Annotated in this window: 18 protein-coding genes; 5 read left to right on the top strand and 13 right to left on the bottom strand. The window is 73.4% G+C overall.

Features of this window, described 5'->3' with window-relative positions:
• Positions 1-14: 14 nt before the first annotated feature.
• A complete protein-coding gene (locus ACLQ3F_RS04235; protein WP_425846258.1) occupies positions 15-1445 on the bottom strand; it encodes a methyltransferase in 1431 nt (476 codons plus the stop codon).
• A 17-nt stretch (positions 1446-1462) separates the two neighbouring features.
• Complete coding sequence (locus ACLQ3F_RS04230; protein WP_165947858.1) at positions 1463-1612, bottom strand: hypothetical protein; 150 nt, start codon at positions 1610-1612, stop codon at positions 1463-1465.
• 200 nt (positions 1613-1812) lie between these two features.
• Between ACLQ3F_RS04230 and ACLQ3F_RS04225 the strand changes: the two genes are divergently transcribed.
• Complete coding sequence (locus tag ACLQ3F_RS04225) at positions 1813-2658, top strand: arginase family protein (protein ID WP_425847371.1); 846 nt, start codon at positions 1813-1815, stop codon at positions 2656-2658.
• Positions 2659-2670: 12 nt separating this feature from the next.
• Here ACLQ3F_RS04225 and ACLQ3F_RS04220 read toward each other — a convergent pair whose 3' ends face one another.
• The 5 genes from ACLQ3F_RS04220 to ACLQ3F_RS04200 form a co-directional block, all read right to left on the bottom strand.
• Positions 2671-3960: a glycosyltransferase gene (locus ACLQ3F_RS04220; RefSeq protein ID WP_425847370.1), complete on the bottom strand. Its 1290-nt coding sequence runs from the start codon at positions 3958-3960 to the stop codon at positions 2671-2673.
• Positions 3961-3962: 2 nt separating this feature from the next.
• The gene (locus ACLQ3F_RS04215; RefSeq protein WP_425846256.1) at positions 3963-6197 is read right to left on the bottom strand and encodes an ArnT family glycosyltransferase; all 2235 of its coding nucleotides are present in this window, start codon (positions 6195-6197) and stop codon (positions 3963-3965) included.
• A gap of 44 nt (positions 6198-6241) precedes the next feature.
• The gene (locus ACLQ3F_RS04210; RefSeq protein ID WP_425846253.1) at positions 6242-7747 is read right to left on the bottom strand and encodes a sensor histidine kinase; all 1506 of its coding nucleotides are present in this window, start codon (positions 7745-7747) and stop codon (positions 6242-6244) included.
• Positions 7725-8465 carry a response regulator transcription factor gene (locus tag ACLQ3F_RS04205; RefSeq protein WP_393227172.1) on the bottom strand — a complete coding sequence of 247 codons (741 nt, stop codon included), beginning with the start codon at positions 8463-8465 and terminating at the stop codon, positions 7725-7727. Before ACLQ3F_RS04205 ends, ACLQ3F_RS04210 begins: the two co-directional genes overlap by 23 nt.
• Before the next feature lie 119 nt (positions 8466-8584).
• Complete coding sequence (locus ACLQ3F_RS04200; protein ID WP_425846251.1) at positions 8585-8815, bottom strand: hypothetical protein; 231 nt, start codon at positions 8813-8815, stop codon at positions 8585-8587.
• Positions 8816-9017: 202 nt separating this feature from the next.
• On the opposite strand from ACLQ3F_RS04200, the gene ACLQ3F_RS04195 reads away from it, so the two are divergent.
• The 3 genes from ACLQ3F_RS04195 (at position 9018) to ACLQ3F_RS04185 (ending at position 11803) form a co-directional block, all read left to right on the top strand.
• Complete coding sequence (locus ACLQ3F_RS04195; protein ID WP_425846248.1) at positions 9018-9965, top strand: serine/threonine-protein kinase; 948 nt, start codon at positions 9018-9020, stop codon at positions 9963-9965.
• 94 nt (positions 9966-10059) lie between these two features.
• Positions 10060-10485 carry an OsmC family protein gene (locus ACLQ3F_RS04190; RefSeq protein ID WP_030332593.1) on the top strand — a complete coding sequence of 142 codons (426 nt, stop codon included), beginning with the start codon at positions 10060-10062 and terminating at the stop codon, positions 10483-10485.
• A gap of 466 nt (positions 10486-10951) precedes the next feature.
• Positions 10952-11803 (top strand): hypothetical protein, encoded by an 852-nt coding sequence (locus tag ACLQ3F_RS04185; RefSeq protein WP_425846246.1) that lies wholly within the window; start codon positions 10952-10954, stop codon positions 11801-11803.
• A gap of 23 nt (positions 11804-11826) precedes the next feature.
• On the opposite strand, the gene ACLQ3F_RS04180 is transcribed toward ACLQ3F_RS04185, so the two are convergent.
• From ACLQ3F_RS04180 to ACLQ3F_RS04160, 5 genes are all read right to left on the bottom strand, one after another.
• Positions 11827-12348, bottom strand: a complete 522-nt coding sequence (locus ACLQ3F_RS04180; protein ID WP_425846244.1) for an ATPase — start codon at positions 12346-12348, stop codon at positions 11827-11829.
• Positions 12349-12461: 113 nt separating this feature from the next.
• Positions 12462-12908, bottom strand: coding sequence for a response regulator (locus tag ACLQ3F_RS04175; protein WP_355009026.1), 447 nt, complete (start codon positions 12906-12908; stop codon positions 12462-12464).
• Between the two features lie 85 nt (positions 12909-12993).
• Complete coding sequence (locus tag ACLQ3F_RS04170; protein ID WP_355009027.1) at positions 12994-13341, bottom strand: STAS domain-containing protein; 348 nt, start codon at positions 13339-13341, stop codon at positions 12994-12996.
• Positions 13342-13458: 117 nt separating this feature from the next.
• Positions 13459-14496, bottom strand: coding sequence for a cobalamin B12-binding domain-containing protein (locus tag ACLQ3F_RS04165; RefSeq protein WP_425846239.1), 1038 nt, complete (start codon positions 14494-14496; stop codon positions 13459-13461).
• Positions 14493-16250 (bottom strand): SpoIIE family protein phosphatase, encoded by a 1758-nt coding sequence (locus tag ACLQ3F_RS04160; protein WP_425846236.1) that lies wholly within the window; start codon positions 16248-16250, stop codon positions 14493-14495. Before ACLQ3F_RS04160 ends, ACLQ3F_RS04165 begins: the two co-directional genes overlap by 4 nt.
• Positions 16251-16461: 211 nt before the next feature.
• Between ACLQ3F_RS04160 and ACLQ3F_RS04155 the strand changes: the two genes are divergently transcribed.
• A complete protein-coding gene (locus ACLQ3F_RS04155; RefSeq protein WP_425846234.1) occupies positions 16462-16800 on the top strand; it encodes an STAS domain-containing protein in 339 nt (112 codons plus the stop codon).
• 72 nt (positions 16801-16872) lie between these two features.
• Here the strand turns inward: ACLQ3F_RS04155 and ACLQ3F_RS04150 are convergent, their stop codons facing one another.
• Entirely contained in the window at positions 16873-17187 is a 315-nt protein-coding gene (locus ACLQ3F_RS04150) for a hypothetical protein (protein WP_357233583.1), read from the bottom strand.
• Positions 17188-17378 lie beyond the last annotated feature (191 nt).

The raw sequence follows: 17378 nt of genomic DNA, 5'->3' as shown, positions 1-17378 counted from the left end.
CGGCGGCGACCGGTTCAGCCACCGATCACCGTTCGGTAGAGCGTGCGGGTGCCCGAGGGCAGTTCCAGCCGGTCGGTGATCCGTCCCCGGGCGGCGAGCAGCGCCTCGAAGGTGTCGCGTCGGTAGTCCGGGAAGAGACCAGCGGGCTTGTTGGCCAGCAGCCGGGTCGCCATCGGGTCCTCCGGGTGGACGAACTCCACCACCACCGCGCCGCCCGGCGCGGTCAGCCCGGCCAGCCAGTCGATGACCTCCGGCAGCGGCACGTTGCGCCCGATCGCCAGGTGGTGCACCACGGCCAGGGCGAGCACCACCTCGGCGGACGCCCGCTCGGCGAAGCCGGCCCGCTCGACGCCCCGCCAGCCGCCACCGGGCGAGGGGTCGGCCAGATCCAGCACCAGCGGCAGGATGCGGCGCTGCCCCTCGGAGCGCAGCTGTCGGTACAGCTCGTCGACGACAGTGGGGTCCTGCTCGACGGCGACCACGTAGTCGGCGTGCCCGGCCGCCAGCCGGGAGTACCGGCCGTCGTTGGCGCCGAGGTCGAGCACCAGCCGGGGGCGGGCGCCGGCGGCCACCGCGACGGCCACGAACTGCTCCTTCGCCACCCGGTCGCAGGCCGAGTAGCCGCAGGTGCGTTGGTAGTCCGACCAGTGGCTCTCAGGCGGGCGGCGGTCCAGCTTGCGGACCAGCTTCTCGATGCCGCGGACGGTGGCGAGCAGCAGCTCCCGGGAGAAGCCGGCGGCCCGCAGTTGGTCGCGTACCTCGGTGGTGCTGGCGGCGGCGTTGCGTTGCTGCATGGCCCCGTGCAGGTGCAGGTGGGTCAGCACGCCGGGGCGCAGCCGGCGGGTCCCGTTGAACAGCGGCCGCAGCTCGTCGGCCTCGATGCCGTCGACCCGGGCGCGCAGCCACGGTTGGAAGTCGACGCCCAGGTGGGCGGTGAGCAGCAGCGGGTAGAGCACTGTCTGGCAGAACTGCCGGTAGCCGGCCCACGGTTCGCCGTCGCGGACCGGTTCGAAGGAGCCGATGTCGATGAAGACGGGTTCGGCGCCGCGCCACTGGAGGTTGTAGGCCGAGCCGTCCTTGGTGGTGAAACCCTCGCCGAGCGCGGCGGTCAGGATCTCCAGGTGCAGCAGGGCGGCGTCGCGCAGCATGCTGAACGACCACTCGTACGGGTGGGAGACGAACGGGATGCGCTCGTGGCGCAGCACAGCCGCCCACGGTGTTCCGCCAGCGGCCTGCACCAGGGTGGGCGGTGCGTCCTCGGTGGCGCAGACCTTGCGCGCGGCGACGAGCGCCGGGAAGAACGTGCTGCCGGTCAGTGCCCGCCAGTGCTCGGCGGCCTGGGGATCCAGCCCGCGCAGCACCTCGTCGCCGACGTGGAAGACCCGGTTGGCGGGGTCGCGGAAGGAGGCCGGCTCGGGCCGTACCTCGGTGGGTGAGATCGCCATCGTCGGAGCAGGTCCGCTCAGCGCTGGTCGGTGGGTTGCCGGCGGAACCGGTCGACCAGCCGTCGCCAGTAGAGTTTCGCGGCGACCGCGGCGCCCGCCACCCCACCGACGACCGCCTGCACGATCAGGCTGCCGGACCCCGCGTCCAGGTAGGCCAGATGTTCCACCGATCGCTCCTTGCCCTCGCCGCCTCGACACCGGCGTCCAGGGCGTACACCGATGAGGCTTTTGACCCAGAAAGCCGGACTTATCCCTCACCGTACGCCGCTCGTCGTCGCCGTCGCGGGCACATCGGCGGACTCCCAGCCGCACCACAGAATGCGGCCGGGACGGCCGACCGCGCCGGTACGCTGCGGACGTGCCGTGGATGATCGTGGACGCGCCGCTGGACTCCTCCGGAGGCGGGCGCGGCGAGGAGCGGGCCCCGGCCGCGCTGCGCCGAGCCGGCCTGCGCGAGGCCCTGGCCGCCGACGACGACGGGCAGATCGACGAGGCGCGGTTGCGCGACCCGAACCGCGACCCGGTCAGCGGGGTGATCGGCGCGGCGGGCCTGGTCCGGGCCGGCGGCGCCATCGCCGCGCGGATCGGCGCGCTGATCGCGGACGGCCACCGACCACTGGTGCTCGGCGGCGACTGCGCGATCCTGCCCGGCATCTGCCGGGCCCTACCCCCGGCGACCGACCTGTGGTTCGTCGACGCACACCCGGACTTCCTCGACGGCACGACCTCACCGACCGGTGAGGCCGCCGACATGGACCTCTCGGTGGTCACCGGTCACGGACCGGTCGCCGTCGGCCCCGGCGGCGCGCTGATCGAGCCCGGCCGCGTCCACCTGCTCGGGCACCGCCCCGCCACCGACGAGAGCAGCCGGGTCGAGGCGGCCCGGATCGACCCGGCGATCCACCAGGTCAACGCCGCCGAGCTGCTGCGCCGGGGCGCGGCGACGGTCGGCGCGAGCCTGGCCGCCGACGGCGACGGACCGGCCTGGCTGCACCTCGACCTGGACGTGGTGGACCCGCGCGACCTGCCCGCGGTGACCTACCCCGAACCGGACGGCCCGCGCTGGGCGGATCTGATCGCGCTGGTCACGCCGTTGGCCCGCGCCGACCGGCTGCTCGGGATGAGCGTGACCGACCTGAACACCGATGAGGACCCCGACGGGCGGCACACCCGACGCGTCGTCGAGGCCCTCACCGAGATGCTGGTCGACTGACCGGCCGGTGACTCAGGTACGGCGGTGGTGCATGCCGAGGCGCAGCAGCACGAAGCGCAGCACGGTGGCGGCCAGGTTCGCGGCCACCAGCACGGCCAGTTCCACCGGCCGGGCCGGTACGGCAGAGACGAGGTGCAACACCGCCAGCGCACCGCTTGTCAACGCCAGACCGAGCGCGAAGGCGAGCAACCCCTGCGCGTGATGCCGGGCCGCGTGCCGGCGTCCGCTGATGCCGAACGTCAGCCGCCGGTTCGCTGCCGTGTTCGCCACAGCGGTCAGCAACAACGCCAGGAGGTTCGCCGGTTGCGCGCCGAGCACGCTCCGGGTGGCCAGGAACAGCAGCAGGTACGCGAGCGTGCTCGCCGCCCCGACCGCCGCGAACCGGACCAACTGCCGGGGCAGCCCGACCGGCACCTGTCCCGGCAGCGCCGTTCCTGGCCGGGCACCCGGCCCGGTCAGCGGCGTCCCACCCGGCCCGGCCAGCGGCTGGGCACGTGGCGCGGTCAGCGGCGCCCGGCCGAGCTGCGCGCGCAGGTCGGCCAGAGGCAGCGTCCCGGTCAGCAGCGCCCGGCCCAGCCGACCCACGCCGCGCAGGTCGGCCAGGGCGGTGGCGACGATGTCCACGCGGCTGTCCGGGTCGTCGACCCAGTCCACCGGCACCTCGTGGATGCGCAGCCCCGCCCGCTGGGCCAGCACCAACAGCTCCGTGTCGAAGAACCAGCCGGTGTCGCGCACCACCGGCAGCAGTTCCGCGGCCACGTCGGCCCGGATCGCCTTGAACCCGCACTGCGCGTCGGAGAACCGCGCCGCCAACGCACCGCGCAGCAGCAGGTTGTAAGCCCGGGAGATCACCTCCCGTTTGGTGCCACGCACCACCCGGGAGGTACGCGCCAGCCGGGTGCCGATCGCCAGGTCCGAGTGGCCGGAGATGAGCGGCGCGACAAGTGGCAACAGCGCCGCCAGGTCGGTCGAGAGGTCCACGTCCATGTACGCCAGCACCGGTGCTGACGACGCCGACCAGGCGGCCGACAGCGCCCGCCCCCGCCCCTTGGCGTCCAGGTGCAGCACCTCGACGCCGGGCAGTTCACCGGCCAGGCCGTCGGCCACCTTCAGGGTGTCGTCGACGCTTGCGTTGTCGGCGACAGTGATCTGGAACGGGTACGGGAAGTGTGCGCTCAGGTGGGCGTGCAGCCGCCGTACGCACGGCCCGAGGTCGACCTCCTCGTTGTGGACCGGGATGACCACGTCCAGCACGGCGGCGGTGGGTCGGGACTGGATGGCGGGCCGTGGTCCGCCAAGCATCGTCACGACGCCCCCGCAGCGGCGCTGAGGTCGTAGAGGGTGACCCCGTCGACGGTCTGCGCCGTGAACGTCTCCGCGACCCAGGCGGCGATCTCCTGGGAGGCCGCGCTGCCGCCGTTGGCCCGGAAGCCACCGCCACCGACGAAGTAGTGGACCTTCCCGTCGGCCACGTAGCGCTGAAACTGCGCCAGCGTCGGTGACGGGTCACTGCCGTTGAACCCGCCGATCGCCATCACCGGTTCACCGGTGGCGAGCTGGTAACCGGACGCGTTGTTCGAGCCGATGGTCGCGGCCACCCACGTGTAGTCCGCGCTGTCGCGCTCCAGCATCTCGCGCAGTGCGGCGCTCGGCTCACGGGCGTCGAGCAGCCCGCCCATGCCCCCACCGGCCGAGCGCCCTTGCCCGCCGGGGCCTTGGCCGCCGCCCGGGAAGCCGGGTGCGCCGTTACGACCACCGCCCGGGAAGACGGGACCCTGACCGCCATTGCGGCCGCCGTTTTGCCCGCCACCGCTCTGGCCGCCACCGTTCTGGCCACCGCCGGGGAACTGACCGCCGCCGGGGAACTGACCGCCGCCCGGGAACTGGCCGCCGCCGGGGAGTTGGCCGCCGGCCGGCAGTTCCATGCCGCCGGGCGGTCGCCCGCCGGGGAAGCCGCCTCGGCCGAATCCGCCCGCCACGAACGGGCCGGCGCTCGGAATCGACCCGGTGTGGGGGGTCGCGGTGGTCTGCACCGCGTACGCCACCGGGCCGGCGAGGGCCGCCGCCGCGCCCAGGCCCAGCACCACCGGGACCAGGCGGCGGGGCAAGCGGCCGACGAGCAGAAGCAGCAGCGCACCGACCAGACCGGCGACGAGCACAGTCGTCCGCAGCCACGGGTACCAGTCGGGGCTGCGCCCGAGCAGCACCCACGCCCACCACACGGTGACCGCGAGCGTGCCGGCGAGGGTTGCCGCGGCGGCCGGCGGACTCCACCGCTGCCAGCGCGTGCCGCCAGCGTCGCCGGGCGCGGGCTGCAGTCGGCGGTGCCGCCAGAGCAGCGTCACACCGATGCCGACGAGCGCGCCGATCGCCGGTGCGAGCGCCACCGTGTAGTAGGCGTGGAAGATCCCGGACATGAAGCTGAACATCAGGCCGGTGACCAGCAGCCAACCGCCCCACAGCAGCAGCCCGGCCCGGGTGCGGTCGGTGCGGGCCGCCCGCCCGGCTAGCAGCAGACCGGCGACCAGCAGGATCAGCGCGGCCGGCAGCAGCCAGGAGACCTGACCGCCGATCTCGCCACCGAACATCCGCAGCACGCCGTTCTGCCCGGAGAACGGGCCACCCCCGCCGCCCGGGCGGGCGCCACCACCGCCGACGCTGCCGACCTCTTCGCCGGTGATCCGGCCGAGGCCGTTGTAGCCGAGGGTCAACTCGAGGATGCTGTTGCCCTGCGAGCCGCCGATGTACGGGCGGGCGCTCGCCGGCACCAACTCGACGAGCGCCACCCACCAGCCGGCGGCGACCACCACCGCCAGCCCCGCCAGCAGCAGCTGCCGGACCCGCCGCCACAGCCCGGTCGGCGCGGCCAGCAGGTAGACGCCGGCGAAGACCGGCACCACAAGGAACGCCTGCAACATCTTGGTGAGGAAGCCGAAGCCGACGAGCACACCGACGAGCACGATCCACCGGGTGCTTGCCGTCTCCAGCGCGCGCACTGTGGCGTACGCCCCGGCGACCAGCAGCAGGACCAGCAGCGCGTCGGGGTTGTTGAACCGGAACATCAGCGTCGCCACCGGGGTGACCGCGAGGACCGCGCCCGCGATCAGACCGGCGGCCGGCCCGTACCAGCGCTTCACTGTCGCGTGGAGCACGCCCACCGAGGCGACCCCGCAGAGCGCCTGCGGTACGAGCATCGCCCAGCTGTTCAGCCCGAAGACCCGTACGGACAGGGCCATCAGCCACAGCGACGCGGGTGTCTTGTCGACGGTGATGGAGTTGGCGGCGTCCGACGAGCCGTAGAGGAACGCCTTCCAGCTCACCGATCCGGCCTGCACGGCCGCCGCGTAGAACGAGTTCGCCCAGCCCGACGCGCCCAGCCCCCACAGGTAGAGCAGGCCGGTGGCGAGCAGCAGGATCACCAGCGCGGGCCGGGCCCAGGCCGGCGGGCGGCGCGTCGGCGGCGAGTGCTCGTCGGGGCGGGCGGCCGTCGACGGCTCGGGTGCGGCGGGTGCCGTCGGCAGGGTCTCTGTTCTGTCCATGCGGCCAGCCTCGGCGGCCAGGCTGGCGCGACCCCGTGCGCAGACTATGCGTCAGCTGTGGGATTCGGCAGCCGGACGGTGAACACTGTCCGACCTGGACGGCTCTGCACCCCGACCGCGCCGTGGTGGGCCTCCACCACCGCCGCGACGATGGCCAGGCCGAGGCCGGTGCTGCCGTGCGCGCGGGACCGGGAGCTGTCGCCCCGGGCGAAGCGCTCGAACATCTCCGGTTGCAGCTCCACCGGCACGCCCGGCCCGTCGTCGGCGACGGTGAGCACGGCACTGGCGGCGTCGACAGCAAGGGTGGTGGTGACAGTGCTGCCGGGCGGGGTGTGCACGCGGGCGTTGGTGAGCAGGTTCGCCACCACCTGGTGCAGCCGGGCGGCGTCGCCGGGCACCCGGATCGCCACGTCGGGCAGTTCGAGCTGCCAGCGGTGTTCGGGGCCGGCGACGTGCGCGTCACTGACCGCGTCCACCAGCAGGGCGGTCAGGTCCACCGGTTCGACAGCGAGCGGCCGGCCGGTGTCGAGGCGGGCCAGCAGCAGCAGATCGTCGACGAGGCTGGTCATCCGGGTGCTCTCCGACTCCACGCGGCGCAGCGCGTGCGCCACGTCGGGGGGAACCTCGTCGCGGCCACGGCGGGCCACCTCGGCGTAGCCGCGGATCGCCGCGAGAGGCGTCCGCAGTTCGTGGCTGGCGTCGGCGACGAACTGGCGTACCCGGGTCTCGCTGGCCTGCCGGGCGGAGAGCGCGTCGGCGACGTGGCCCAGCATCCGGTTCAGCGCCGCCCCGACCTGACCGACCTCGGTGCGCGGGTCGGTGTCGGCGGCCGGGACCCGGACGGCGAGCGCCACCTCCCCACGGTCCAGGGGCAGTTCGGTGACGCGGGTGGCGGTGGCGGCCACCCGGTGGAGCGGTCGCAGGGTTGCCCGCACGATGAGCGCGCCCGCCACACCGGCGAGGAGCAGCCCGATTGCGGCCACCCCGGCCTGCGCGGCGACAAGTGCCCAGATGGTCTCCTGGACGCCGGAGAGGGGGATCGCGACGACGCGTACCCGGCCGTCCCAGTACTGCCGGGCCACGGCCCGGTAGTCACCGCGATCGCCGAGGTCGACGGTGCGCGGTCTGGCGTCGACAGGCAGGTCCGCCAGCGCGGCGACCTCCCCCACCTGGACGGGCTGCTCGTCGGGGAACGGGTCGGCGCTGGAGACGCTCTTGGTCAGGGTCCGAGCGCTGGTCACGCGACCGTCGGTGATCTCGGCGACCACCACGCCGGACGGCAACCCGGGCGGGATTGCCGGTCCGTTGCCGGGGAAGGCCGGACGTCCCGGACGGTCGCCCCGCATGGCCGTCGCGGGGGCCAACTGGGCGTCCAGCCGGTCGATCAGGAAGTGCCGCAGCGCCACAGTGGTCAGGCCCCCGATCGCGACGCTCACCAACGCGAGAAGCGCGAGCAGGGCAAACACCAGTCGGGTACGCAGGGAGCGCCCGGCCAGCCACCCACGGGCGGCGCGCAGTGGGCGGCGCCTACTCGGCGGGTCGGAGGACATAACCCGCACCGCGCAGCGTGTGGATCATCGGTGCCCGGCCGGCGTCGATCTTCTTGCGCAGGTACGAGATGTAGAGCTCCACCACGTTGGCCTGGCCCCCGAAGTCGTAGTTCCACACCCGGTCGAGGATCTGCGCCTTGCTGAGCACCCGGCGCGGATTCCGCATCAGGAAACGCAACAGCTCGAACTCGGTAGCGGTGAGAGTGACCAGCTGTCCGGCCCGGCGTACCTCGTGGCTGTCCTCGTCGAGGCTGAGGTCACCCACGGTCAGCACCGCCTCCTCCTGAGCGGCGATCGCCAGCCCGGAGCGGCGCAGCAATGCTCGCAGCCGGGCGATGACCTCCTCCAGGCTGAACGGTTTGGTGACGTAGTCGTCGCCGCCGACTGTCAACCCGGCGATGCGTTCCTCGACCGCGTCGCGGGCGGTCAGGAAGAGCACCGGCACGGTGGGGGCGTGTTCGCGCAGCCGGCGCAGCACCTGGAAGCCGTCCAGGTCGGGCAGCATCACGTCGAGCACCACGGCATCCGGCTGGAACTGTCGGGCGGTGCTCAACGCCGCCATGCCGTTGCCGGCGGTGCGGACCTGCCAGCCCTCGTAGCGCAGGGCCATCGACAGCAGGTCGGTGAGCGTGGGTTCGTCGTCGACCACCAGCACCCGGACGGGTTCCCCGTCGGGGCGACGCAGCTCGATCCGGCTGGGCGCGGCCTGCCCGTTCATGACCATGGGCCCCATGGTGGCCGCCACGCCTGTGCCGCGGCCCTGCGGAAGCTGTGCACGGGCTGTGCGGGCGGGCCGACGCGACGCCGGCGACACCATCGGTCAGCCCCGCCTCGTGGTCACTCGGACACCCCGTACGCGTCGGTGCGCACGAACCGCATGCTCCAGCCGCCGGCCTCGTCGGCTCGGTCGCGTTCGTAGAGGTGGTCGGGGCCGGGCTGCACCGGCCCCGTGCCGTCCGGGTGCCGCATGATCCAACGTTGGGGTGGGGCGCCGTCCGACCCGGCCGGCAGCAGCCGGACCAGGCCGTCCGCGGGCCCGCCGACGAAGCGTACGGTGACCTCGCTCATCGCGGCGTCCCCCTCGGGTGACCGTGCCGGCACAATCGGTGACACCGGCTCTGGCTCGCAAGCTACCGCACCCACCGCTCCGGCGCAGCGAGGTGCGCGGGGCGCACGCGTCCCGAACCGGGCTCGGTTTGCCCAGTTCGGAGGGCGGGTACCGCGACCGGAGCAACCCGGCCGTCGGCGGGGCGAGGACGAGGAGTGGTCGATGCGGATGCTGGACGGGCGGTACCGGCTCGAACAGCGCATCGGTGTGGGCGGGATGTCCGAGGTGTGGCGGGCCTACGACCAGGTGCTGGACCGGCCGGTCGCGGTGAAGCTCATCTCCCCCGGTCCCGACGATCGGAACGGCACCGTGGACCGGATCCGGGCGGAGGCCCGGTCGGCGGCCCGCCTGGAGCACCCCAACGTGGCCAGCGTGCACGACTTCGGCATCTCCTCGACGTGGCCGGGCCGAACGGTGCCCTACATCGTCATGGAGCTGGCCGAGGGTGAGACGCTCGCCGTGCACCTGCGCGCCGGCCCGCTGGACTGGCAGATCGCGGTGCGGGTCTGCGCGGAGGTCGCCGCCGCGCTGGCCGCCGCGCACGCCGAGGGCATCGTGCACCGGGACGTCAAACCCGCCAACGTCATCCTCACCCCGGCCGGGGTGAAGGTGCTCGACTTCGGCATCGCCATCGCCGCCGGAGAACCCGACCCGATGCCGACCGGCATGGTGCTCGGCACCCCGGCGTACCTGGCGCCCGAACAACTGGACGAGGCGCCCGCCACCCCCGCCGCCGACATGTACGCCCTCGGCGTGCTGCTCTACTACAGCCTGACGGCCCGCCTGCCCTACCGCGCGACGACCTCCAGCGAGTTGCTTCTCGCACGCCGCCGTCAGCCACCGGAGCCGCTGCCCGACATCGCCGGGCTCCCACCGGAGGTCGCCGAGCTGTGCCACTCCTGCCTCGCGGAGGACCCCGGGCAGCGTCCGACGAGCCTGGTCGCCGCGCTGCTGCTGGCCGAGGCCGTGGACGCCCGGGTGTACGTGCCGATGACGATCCCGACGACCCGTCGGCCGGCCCCGACGTCGCCGTGGACCGAACGAGCCGCCGCGGAGGCCACCGAGGCGGTGGTGCTGGTGGACGAGCCGAACCTGCCCGCCGGGCGCTGACGGCGCGACCCCGTGGCGTTCGACGGCGCGACCCCGTGGCGTTTCGCCGGGCGGCGAAGGGGTAGCCGGCCTGGTGAGCGACGGGAGAAACGCGATGCCGGATCAGAGTTCCTGGCTGCGTGAGGCCACAGCGACCGCCGAGGGCGGTCACGTACGCACCGACGATGGCGGGCTCTCCACCGCGCTGGCCTCACCGCTGGCGCCGCACTGCACCGGGCTGACCCCGGAACAGTTGCTGGCCGCGGCCTTCGCCTCCTGCCTGCATCACGCGGCGGTGGAGGTGGCCGGGGAGATCACCGACGAGGCGCACACCGTGCAGGTCCGGGCGGAGGCGAAGCTGGGGCGGGACAACGACGGCCGGTACCGAGCCGACGTCCACGCGGAGATCTCCTCAGCCGGGCTGAGCCGGGATCAACTGGCCGACCTGGTCGAGTACGCGGACCGGCTCTGGCCGTTCTCCAGCGGCGACGCCAGTCGTCACCGCCTGACCGTCACCCCAGCCGAGAACGGCCGCCACTGACCCAGGCCCCAGGCTGCCCGCACCCCGCACGCCCACCGCGCCGACCTTGCACCTTCGGTCGCCCCACCGCGCCGATCTCGCGCACGCGCGCCTCATCGCGCCGATCTTGCACTTTCGGTCGTCGAAATGAGGGACGTGCCCCTTATGCGGCGACAGCAAGTGCAAGATCGGCGAGCTGGGTGGGGATCCTGGGGCGGTGCGGGCGGCGGGTCGGCGGGGGCCGGTTGGTGGAGGAGCGCCTCGGCTGTTCGGCTGACCCCTGACGGCGGCCGGAGATGCGGCCGGCAGAGGGGCGGGGCTAGCGGATTCAGCCGGCAAGTCGGGAATAACCGTCTGGCGTGAGTCGCGAGGTTGGTCGAGCCTGCTCCCGCTTTGCCCATTGAAGTCGGCATGATCAGGGCAAATTGTGGCGCATGCCACCGTACGGGCTGGTGGCATCGGGCATTCAGCTCTTTAGCCTCGTCAGGTGCACCCCGACGACCCCTCCGCCCAGAAGCTGACCGACGCGCGCCCGACCACCCCGTCGGACGACGCCGCCTCAACCGAACGGACGATCGGCCGTCACCGCGCTGCCGAAGCGCCGCGGCGGGCCCTGCTGGGCTCGACCCCGGTGCGGGTGGCGCTGGCCACGGGCGTCACCTGCTGCCTCAGCCTCGTCGCGGTCGCCACGGCGCGAGGCAACGACGACACCCCCCGTACGGTCGAGCCGCTCGCCGAGGCGGTGGCCGACCGCGCCGCCATCGCCGACGAACGCGCCTCCCGGTCGCTGGACCGCGACGCCGCCCCCGCCCGGATCCTGCCGCCCAGCCCGACGGCGAAGCCCACACCCACCCCCACCGTCGTCCGCAAGGCGCCCAAGAAGCCGGTCAAACCCCGCCGCCCCCGGCCGGTCGCCGGCCTCGACCAGGCGCAGATGGACAACGCGAAGATCATCGTGGACGTCGGCCTGGAGATGAAGATGCCGCGCCGCGCCCTGGTGGTGGCACTGTCCACCGCCATGCAGGAGAGCAACCTCTACAACCTGGCCAGCGACGTCCTGCCGGAGTCGGCGGAGTACCCGAACCAGGGCAGCGGCTCCGACCACGACTCGGTCGGGCTGTTCCAGCAGCGGCCCAGCAGCGGTTGGGGCACGGTGGCCCAGCTGATGCGCCCGTCGTACGCCGCGCGGGCCTTCTACAGCGCGCTCAACGAGATCCCCGGCTGGCAGGACATGAGCGTCACGGCCGCCGCCCAGTCCGTGCAGATCTCCGCCTACCCGGACGCGTACGCCCAGCACGAGGATCGGGCGACCACCGTCGCGGCGGCGCTCACCGCCTGAGCCGGGCTCCCACGCCGCGCGTCTCAGCGACGGCCCGGCGGAGGCTGCGCACCCTCGTCCAGGCCGCCGACCCCGACCCGGCTGCCCGGCACCCCGGCGGCTGCGGTGGGGGTGTCGGCGGGCACCTGCTCGACGGTCACCTGGCTGAGGATCTCGTCCACCCGAACCTCGCGCCGTCGGCGAGCGTCCAGCGCCGCCTCGAAGTCGCGTCGGGCCTGCACGGCCTCCGCGTACGCCCGCTCCCGCACCCGCCGTGCCTCGTCGCGGGCCTCGTCCAGCTCGGCGCGGGCCTGGGCCAGCAACTCGGCTGCCTCGTGCCGCACCGCGTCACCGGCGGGCCGGGTGGCGGTGGCGTCGCCCAGGTCGAGTCGTCGCAGGAGGCCGCCGAGCGCGGCTGCCTCCTGACGAATCTCGTCCCATTCCCCGGCCGCCCCGGCTGCGCCCTCGGCGCGCGCCGCGAGCCGGGACAACCGAACCCCCAACTCGTCCAGGCAGTAATCCACCTGTCGCTGGTCGTAACCGGTCTCAACGACGGAGAACCTCATACTGTCGCCCCCAGGCAGCTGCTGTTACTTCCCCACCTGGATCCTCGGCCGCGACCGCTCGCGCCGAGGGGGTTCGAGGAAAATGTTCAGCATGCGCGCAGGTGGCGCGAGGCTCAGACCCGCTTGGGCAGCACGACGACCCGGCCGAAGAACTCATCGATGCGGCGCACCACGTCGTTGAAGTCGTCCAGGTCGATCGGCTTGGTGACGTACGCGTTGGCCTGCAACGTGTAGCTGCCGACGATGTCGGTGTCGGCGTTGGAGGTGGTCAGCACGACGATCGGGATGGTCCGCAGATCCTCGTCCTGCTTGACCGCCCCGAGCACCTGGCGACCGTCCATGCGCGGCATGTTCAGATCCAGCAGGATCACGTCGGGTCGGCGGGCATCTTCGTGGCGGCCCTCGGCGCGGAGAAACTCCATCGCCTCCTCGCCGTCACTCACCACGTCGATGATCTTGTCGACGTCGGAGTCCGCCAGCGCCTCCTCGATCATCAGCACATCACCCGGGTCGTCGTCGACCACCAGGATGCGTACCGGCTGCGGGCTGTCTGCGCCCATCACTACCTGCCTCGGAGTCAACGGGGACGGGACCCTGACGGTCACCGCGTTGGCGGGGGAAATGCTGGCGGGGAAATCTAGCCCATCAGGAAGCACTGCGGGACGCGGGGTCGACCGACTCCGGTTCGTACCGCAACACGTCGGCGAGGCCGGTCACCCGCAGCACCCGCTCGACCCGCCCGTGGGCACCGGTGAGCCGCAGCCACCCCCCGTCGGCCGCCGCCTGGTTGTCGCCCCGGACGAACACGGCCATCCCGGTGGAGTCGCAGAACGTGAGGTCGGTCAGGTCGAGCAGCACCCGGGTCTCGCCCGCCGCCGTGAGCCGCTCGATCGCGGCGGTCAGCTCGGGGGCGGTGCTCAGGTCCAGCTCGCCCACGAGCCGCAGGCAGGCGCCACCCCCGTCGCGCTCGACGTAGTTGACGCTGAACGTCACCGTTCCCCCCCTCGCTCCACCACGAGGGTGGGACGTTTGCAGTCCGGCAAGTATACGCAGAGCTGACCCGTCCGCCGCCGAGCGCGGTGATCGATCCGGATGCCCCCGACGGGTCGGTCAGCGGGCGGCGCCGGGCAGCGCCGCGCATCCCAGCGCCAGCGCCCGCGCCGCCCGGGGAAAGTCCCGCAACGCGACGGCGTAGTGCTCCAGCGGCAGGACAACCGCCCCGGCGGGCACCCCACGACTTTCCAGAATCCCCGACAGCCACTCCACGAACTCCGTGAACAGGGAGGAGTCGTCGACGTAGACCGCCGCGGCCAGGAAATCCACCATGTGGCCCAGGTCGCTCACCGTCGAGTCGAGCTGCGCGGCGGTGTACGCCCGTGCCGCCGGCACCCGCTCCCGCAGCTCCGCCAACGCGCTGTCGATCAGCTCACCGCGACGGCGCACCAGGCTGGCGTACTCGTCGTCGGCCAGGTGGGCCAGCCGCGCCGGCGGCGCCGCGCGCAGCGCCCGCTCGTCGGCGATCAGCTCGGCCGCCGAGGGCGCGTCCGGTGCCCAGGTCACCCCGAGCCGGCGCGCCCACCGGCCGTCCGTGCCGAACCCACGCCCGCCCACCACCACCGGGACGTCCGAGCGGCGGCAGGCCTCGATCATGCGGTGGGCGTACGGCAGGCGCATCGGCAGCGCACACGCCAACGCGACCGCGTGCGCGTCGTAGCGGTGCAGGTACGACACGAGGTGCGCCGCGGGGACGCTGGCGCCCAGGAAGGTCACCTGCCACCCGCGTAACCGCAGCACCTCGGCCACCAGCCGGGGCGGCAGCGCGTGCCACTCGCCGTCCATGCAGGCGACCACGACCCGGCCGTTGATCGGCTGCGGTCTCGCGTGCGCGGAAACCGCCGCCACCACCTGCTCGCTGATGTGGGTGGCCGCGTGCTCCTGGGCGACGCTCCACTCGTTGCGGGCCCACCGCTCACCCACCTCGGCCTGCGCGGGCGCGACCAGGTCGAGCAGCACCCGCTCCGCTGGGACGCCCGCGTCGAGCAGACCGATCGCCAGGTCGGTCGCGGCGTACTCGTCGGCGTCCGCGAGATGCTCCAGATATCCGGAGTACGCCTCGCCGAGGTCATTGGCGGCCGTGGCGGCGGTCACGCGTCAGGTTCCCTCACGTGGTCGACGCCGGCGGGCACCGAGTGCAGGTGCCGTGCCCCGCGCCCGCCCAGGCCGGCCGCCCGCAGCGCCAGCACGGCGATGTCGTCGTGGTCGCCCTGTGCCAGCCAGTCGCAGGTGATCTGCTCGACCCGTTCGGCCAGGGCCGGGGCGGGCATCCGATGGCAGCCGGTCAGCGCGCTGATCAGCCGCTCCGGGCCGAACTGCTCGTCCCCGCGCCGGCCGCCCCGGGCCTCGGTCACCCCGTCGCTGTAGAGCAGGCAGGTCTCGCCCGGCGCCAGCCGCACCGTCACCTCGCCGACGCGGGGGTCGGGCACCACCCCGATCAGCATGCCGCGCAACGGCACCGTCTCCACCTCACCGGAGGCGCGCAGCACCAGTGGTGGCAGATGCCCGCCGCCGGCCATGGTGAGGGTGAGGCCGCCGTCGCGCTCCGGGCGGGCCACGCCGAGCACGATGGTGGCGAAGCGGCCCTCACCGTGCGCCTGGGTCGTCTCCAGCAACGCGTCGTTGAGCAGCCGCAGCAGCCGCGCCGGGTGCGACTCCAACCGGTGCAGCGCCTGCAGACACTGGCGCAGCTGGCCGGTGAAGACGGCGGCTTCGACGCCCTTGCCCGACACGTCGCCGAGGAAGAACACCGAACCCCCGTCGGGGAGCCGGTGCGAGCCGTAGAAGTCGCCGCCGATGCGCAGCCCCGACTGCGCGGGCCGGTACGCGGTGCCCCACTGCACACCGGTGGCCTCGACCGGCTCGACCGGCAGGAGGCTGGCCTGGAGGGTGTCGGCCACCTCGGCCTGGTCGCGGTAGAGCAGCGCGGTGGTCAACGCCGCGCCCGCGCGGGCCGCGAACGCGCGGACCAGCTCCACGTCGTCCTCGTCGTACCAGCGGGTGGCGCGACGGGCCACCAGCAGCACACCGACCGGCGCGTCGCGACCCGGCAGCGGAACGACCCGGGCGGCGCTGTCGGTGCCGGCCAGCCCCGGCAGCCAACCGGCGTCGACCGCCTGCTCGACCAACCAGTCCACCGCGTGCGGCTCGGCCCCGGTCAGCCCGTCGGCGATGGCGGTCGGCAGCTCGCCGCCAACCAGTACGCCGCTGTCCACAGTCGGCACCTCGTCGTCGGTGCGTGAGGCCCGCCACCAGCGGGCGCGCCCGGCCTTCGGGGCGAGCACCAGCACCGCCACCTCGGCCAGGGTCGGCACGGCGAGTCGGACGACAGCGGCGGCAGCCCGGTCCGGGTGCAGTGGGTTGCCCAGCTTGTCGCCGACCACGGCCAGGAACGCCGAGCGAGCCCGTTCGGCGAGCAGCGCGTCGGCCCGGCTGACGCTGTCGGTGACGTCCTCGACGTACCAGCAGCAGCGGTCACCGGAGAGCGGCACCTGGCGCGCGGTGAGCCGGCGCCCGCGATGGGTGAAGCTCCCGGGGACACCGTCGCTCAACCCGGGCACACCGGCCGCGCCGAGCAGCTCGCCGGGAGTCACCTCGGGCAGCAACCGCTCAGCCACCGGGCTGACGTGCCGCACGACGCCATCGGCGTCGCAGACCACCAGACCCTCCCGGACGTGCTCGACGACTTCCAACCAGTCGGGCGTGGCCTGCCCCCGGTCGGGTGCCAGCGGCGGCAGGGCCGCGGTGGGGCGGCGAACGTCGGCGGACCACGCCGAGGGTCGTGTCGTGCTCGGCGTGGAGAGCCGTCCGTCGCCCGGGTCCCAGTCCCTGACGTCGGAAGCAGTCACCAGCTGAGCCTCACTCCTTTGTCGTTCACCGAACCCGTGCCGGAACCGGCGTCCATGGTCAAAACTCTCCCGTCACCCTACGCCGGAACCCGGAAAGCGGCATCTCACGGCAGGTGGCCGGCACCGCCACGGCGGGGCGTCGGACGAGGGACACGGGGGCGCGTGACCGCCCCCGCTTTGCGTTTTGTGGCTCGACAAGGAGAATGGTGGGATGCCCGACCAGCTGTTGACCATCGAGACAATCCGGCTCGCCGCCGGAAACGTCCGACTCCGGCTGACCGGCGAACTCGACTACGACAGCGCACCGGAGCTGATCGCCGCGGCGGCCGGGCTGCGCGGCGACGACGCCCCGGTTCTGGTCGACCTGACCGCGGTGACCCTCTGCGACTCCTCCGGGCTCAGCGCGTTGCTGGTGGTGCACCGCGCCGCCGGGGCGATCCGACTGACCGGGGTCAGCCCTCAGCTTCAGCGGATGCTGGACCGCACGGGCCTGACCGAATTGCTCGCCGAGGCGTACGCCGCCGACGACGTGCGCGCCACCACCGGCTGACCCACCGGCCGCCCCGCACCGGACGGGGTGGCCCCCGACCCTGGGACCTGGGGTCGGGGGCCGGCGGAATGTCTAGGGTGCCGTCATCGGCTGGAGCCGGGGGCCGTCCTCACGCAGCTCGCCGATCGGGGCCGGGTCGACGTCCTCGGGCTCCCCCGAATCGGGCGTCTGGTACAGGTAGCGGACGAACTGCCCACCCGCCTCGTTGTCGTCCGCACCGGGCCACTGACCGATGCAGTCCATCCCGATCACCTCGCGGCCCGTTCCGTCGGCCTCCTCCACCAGCGCCCACAGGCTCACCGGGTAACACCTGGTGACCTCGGGTGTGAGTTGCCAGCGGGCGTACCAGCCGGGTCGAGCGGGGACGATCTCGACAACTTCCTTCATGACGACCTTCCTTCCGCGTACCTCGGAAGAACTCCGGTCCTGAGCCGATCGTGCGGGCCGTGCGGGTGAGCACCCCTCACCCCCGCCGGATGAAGCGTGGCGCAGGTTGGTCCGACCCGGCCGGCGGCCTCCGTTTCCTTCTCCGGGACGGCGGGAAGGCGACTGGCGCAGCCACGATCCCCAGCGGAAGG

It is taken from the genome of Micromonospora sp. DT15 (assembly GCF_049841475.1).
Lineage (GTDB): Bacteria > Actinomycetota > Actinomycetes > Mycobacteriales > Micromonosporaceae > Micromonospora.
This window is presented reverse-complemented; position numbering and strand designations above follow the sequence as displayed.

What these genes read in the sequence shown, in the direction of transcription:
- ACLQ3F_RS04235 (WP_425846258.1), bottom strand. Translation starts at nt 1,445, where the DNA reads ATGGCGATCTCACCCACCGAGGTACGGCCCGAGCCGGCCTCCTTCCGC.
- ACLQ3F_RS04225 (WP_425847371.1), top strand. Translation starts at nt 1,813, where the DNA reads ATGATCGTGGACGCGCCGCTGGACTCCTCCGGAGGCGGGCGCGGCGAG.
- ACLQ3F_RS04220 (WP_425847370.1), bottom strand. Translation starts at nt 3,960, where the DNA reads ATGCTTGGCGGACCACGGCCCGCCATCCAGTCCCGACCCACCGCCGCC.
- ACLQ3F_RS04215 (WP_425846256.1), bottom strand. Translation starts at nt 6,197, where the DNA reads ATGGACAGAACAGAGACCCTGCCGACGGCACCCGCCGCACCCGAGCCG.
- ACLQ3F_RS04210 (WP_425846253.1), bottom strand. Translation starts at nt 7,747, where the DNA reads ATGTCCTCCGACCCGCCGAGTAGGCGCCGCCCACTGCGCGCCGCCCGT.
- ACLQ3F_RS04205 (WP_393227172.1), bottom strand. Translation starts at nt 8,465, where the DNA reads ATGAACGGGCAGGCCGCGCCCAGCCGGATCGAGCTGCGTCGCCCCGAC.
- ACLQ3F_RS04200 (WP_425846251.1), bottom strand. Translation starts at nt 8,815, where the DNA reads ATGAGCGAGGTCACCGTACGCTTCGTCGGCGGGCCCGCGGACGGCCTG.
- ACLQ3F_RS04195 (WP_425846248.1), top strand. Translation starts at nt 9,018, where the DNA reads ATGCGGATGCTGGACGGGCGGTACCGGCTCGAACAGCGCATCGGTGTG.
- ACLQ3F_RS04190 (WP_030332593.1), top strand. Translation starts at nt 10,060, where the DNA reads ATGCCGGATCAGAGTTCCTGGCTGCGTGAGGCCACAGCGACCGCCGAG.
- ACLQ3F_RS04180 (WP_425846244.1), bottom strand. Translation starts at nt 12,348, where the DNA reads ATGAGGTTCTCCGTCGTTGAGACCGGTTACGACCAGCGACAGGTGGAT.
- ACLQ3F_RS04175 (WP_355009026.1), bottom strand. Translation starts at nt 12,908, where the DNA reads ATGGGCGCAGACAGCCCGCAGCCGGTACGCATCCTGGTGGTCGACGAC.
- ACLQ3F_RS04155 (WP_425846234.1), top strand. Translation starts at nt 16,462, where the DNA reads ATGCCCGACCAGCTGTTGACCATCGAGACAATCCGGCTCGCCGCCGGA.
- ACLQ3F_RS04150 (WP_357233583.1), bottom strand. Translation starts at nt 17,187, where the DNA reads ATGAAGGAAGTTGTCGAGATCGTCCCCGCTCGACCCGGCTGGTACGCC.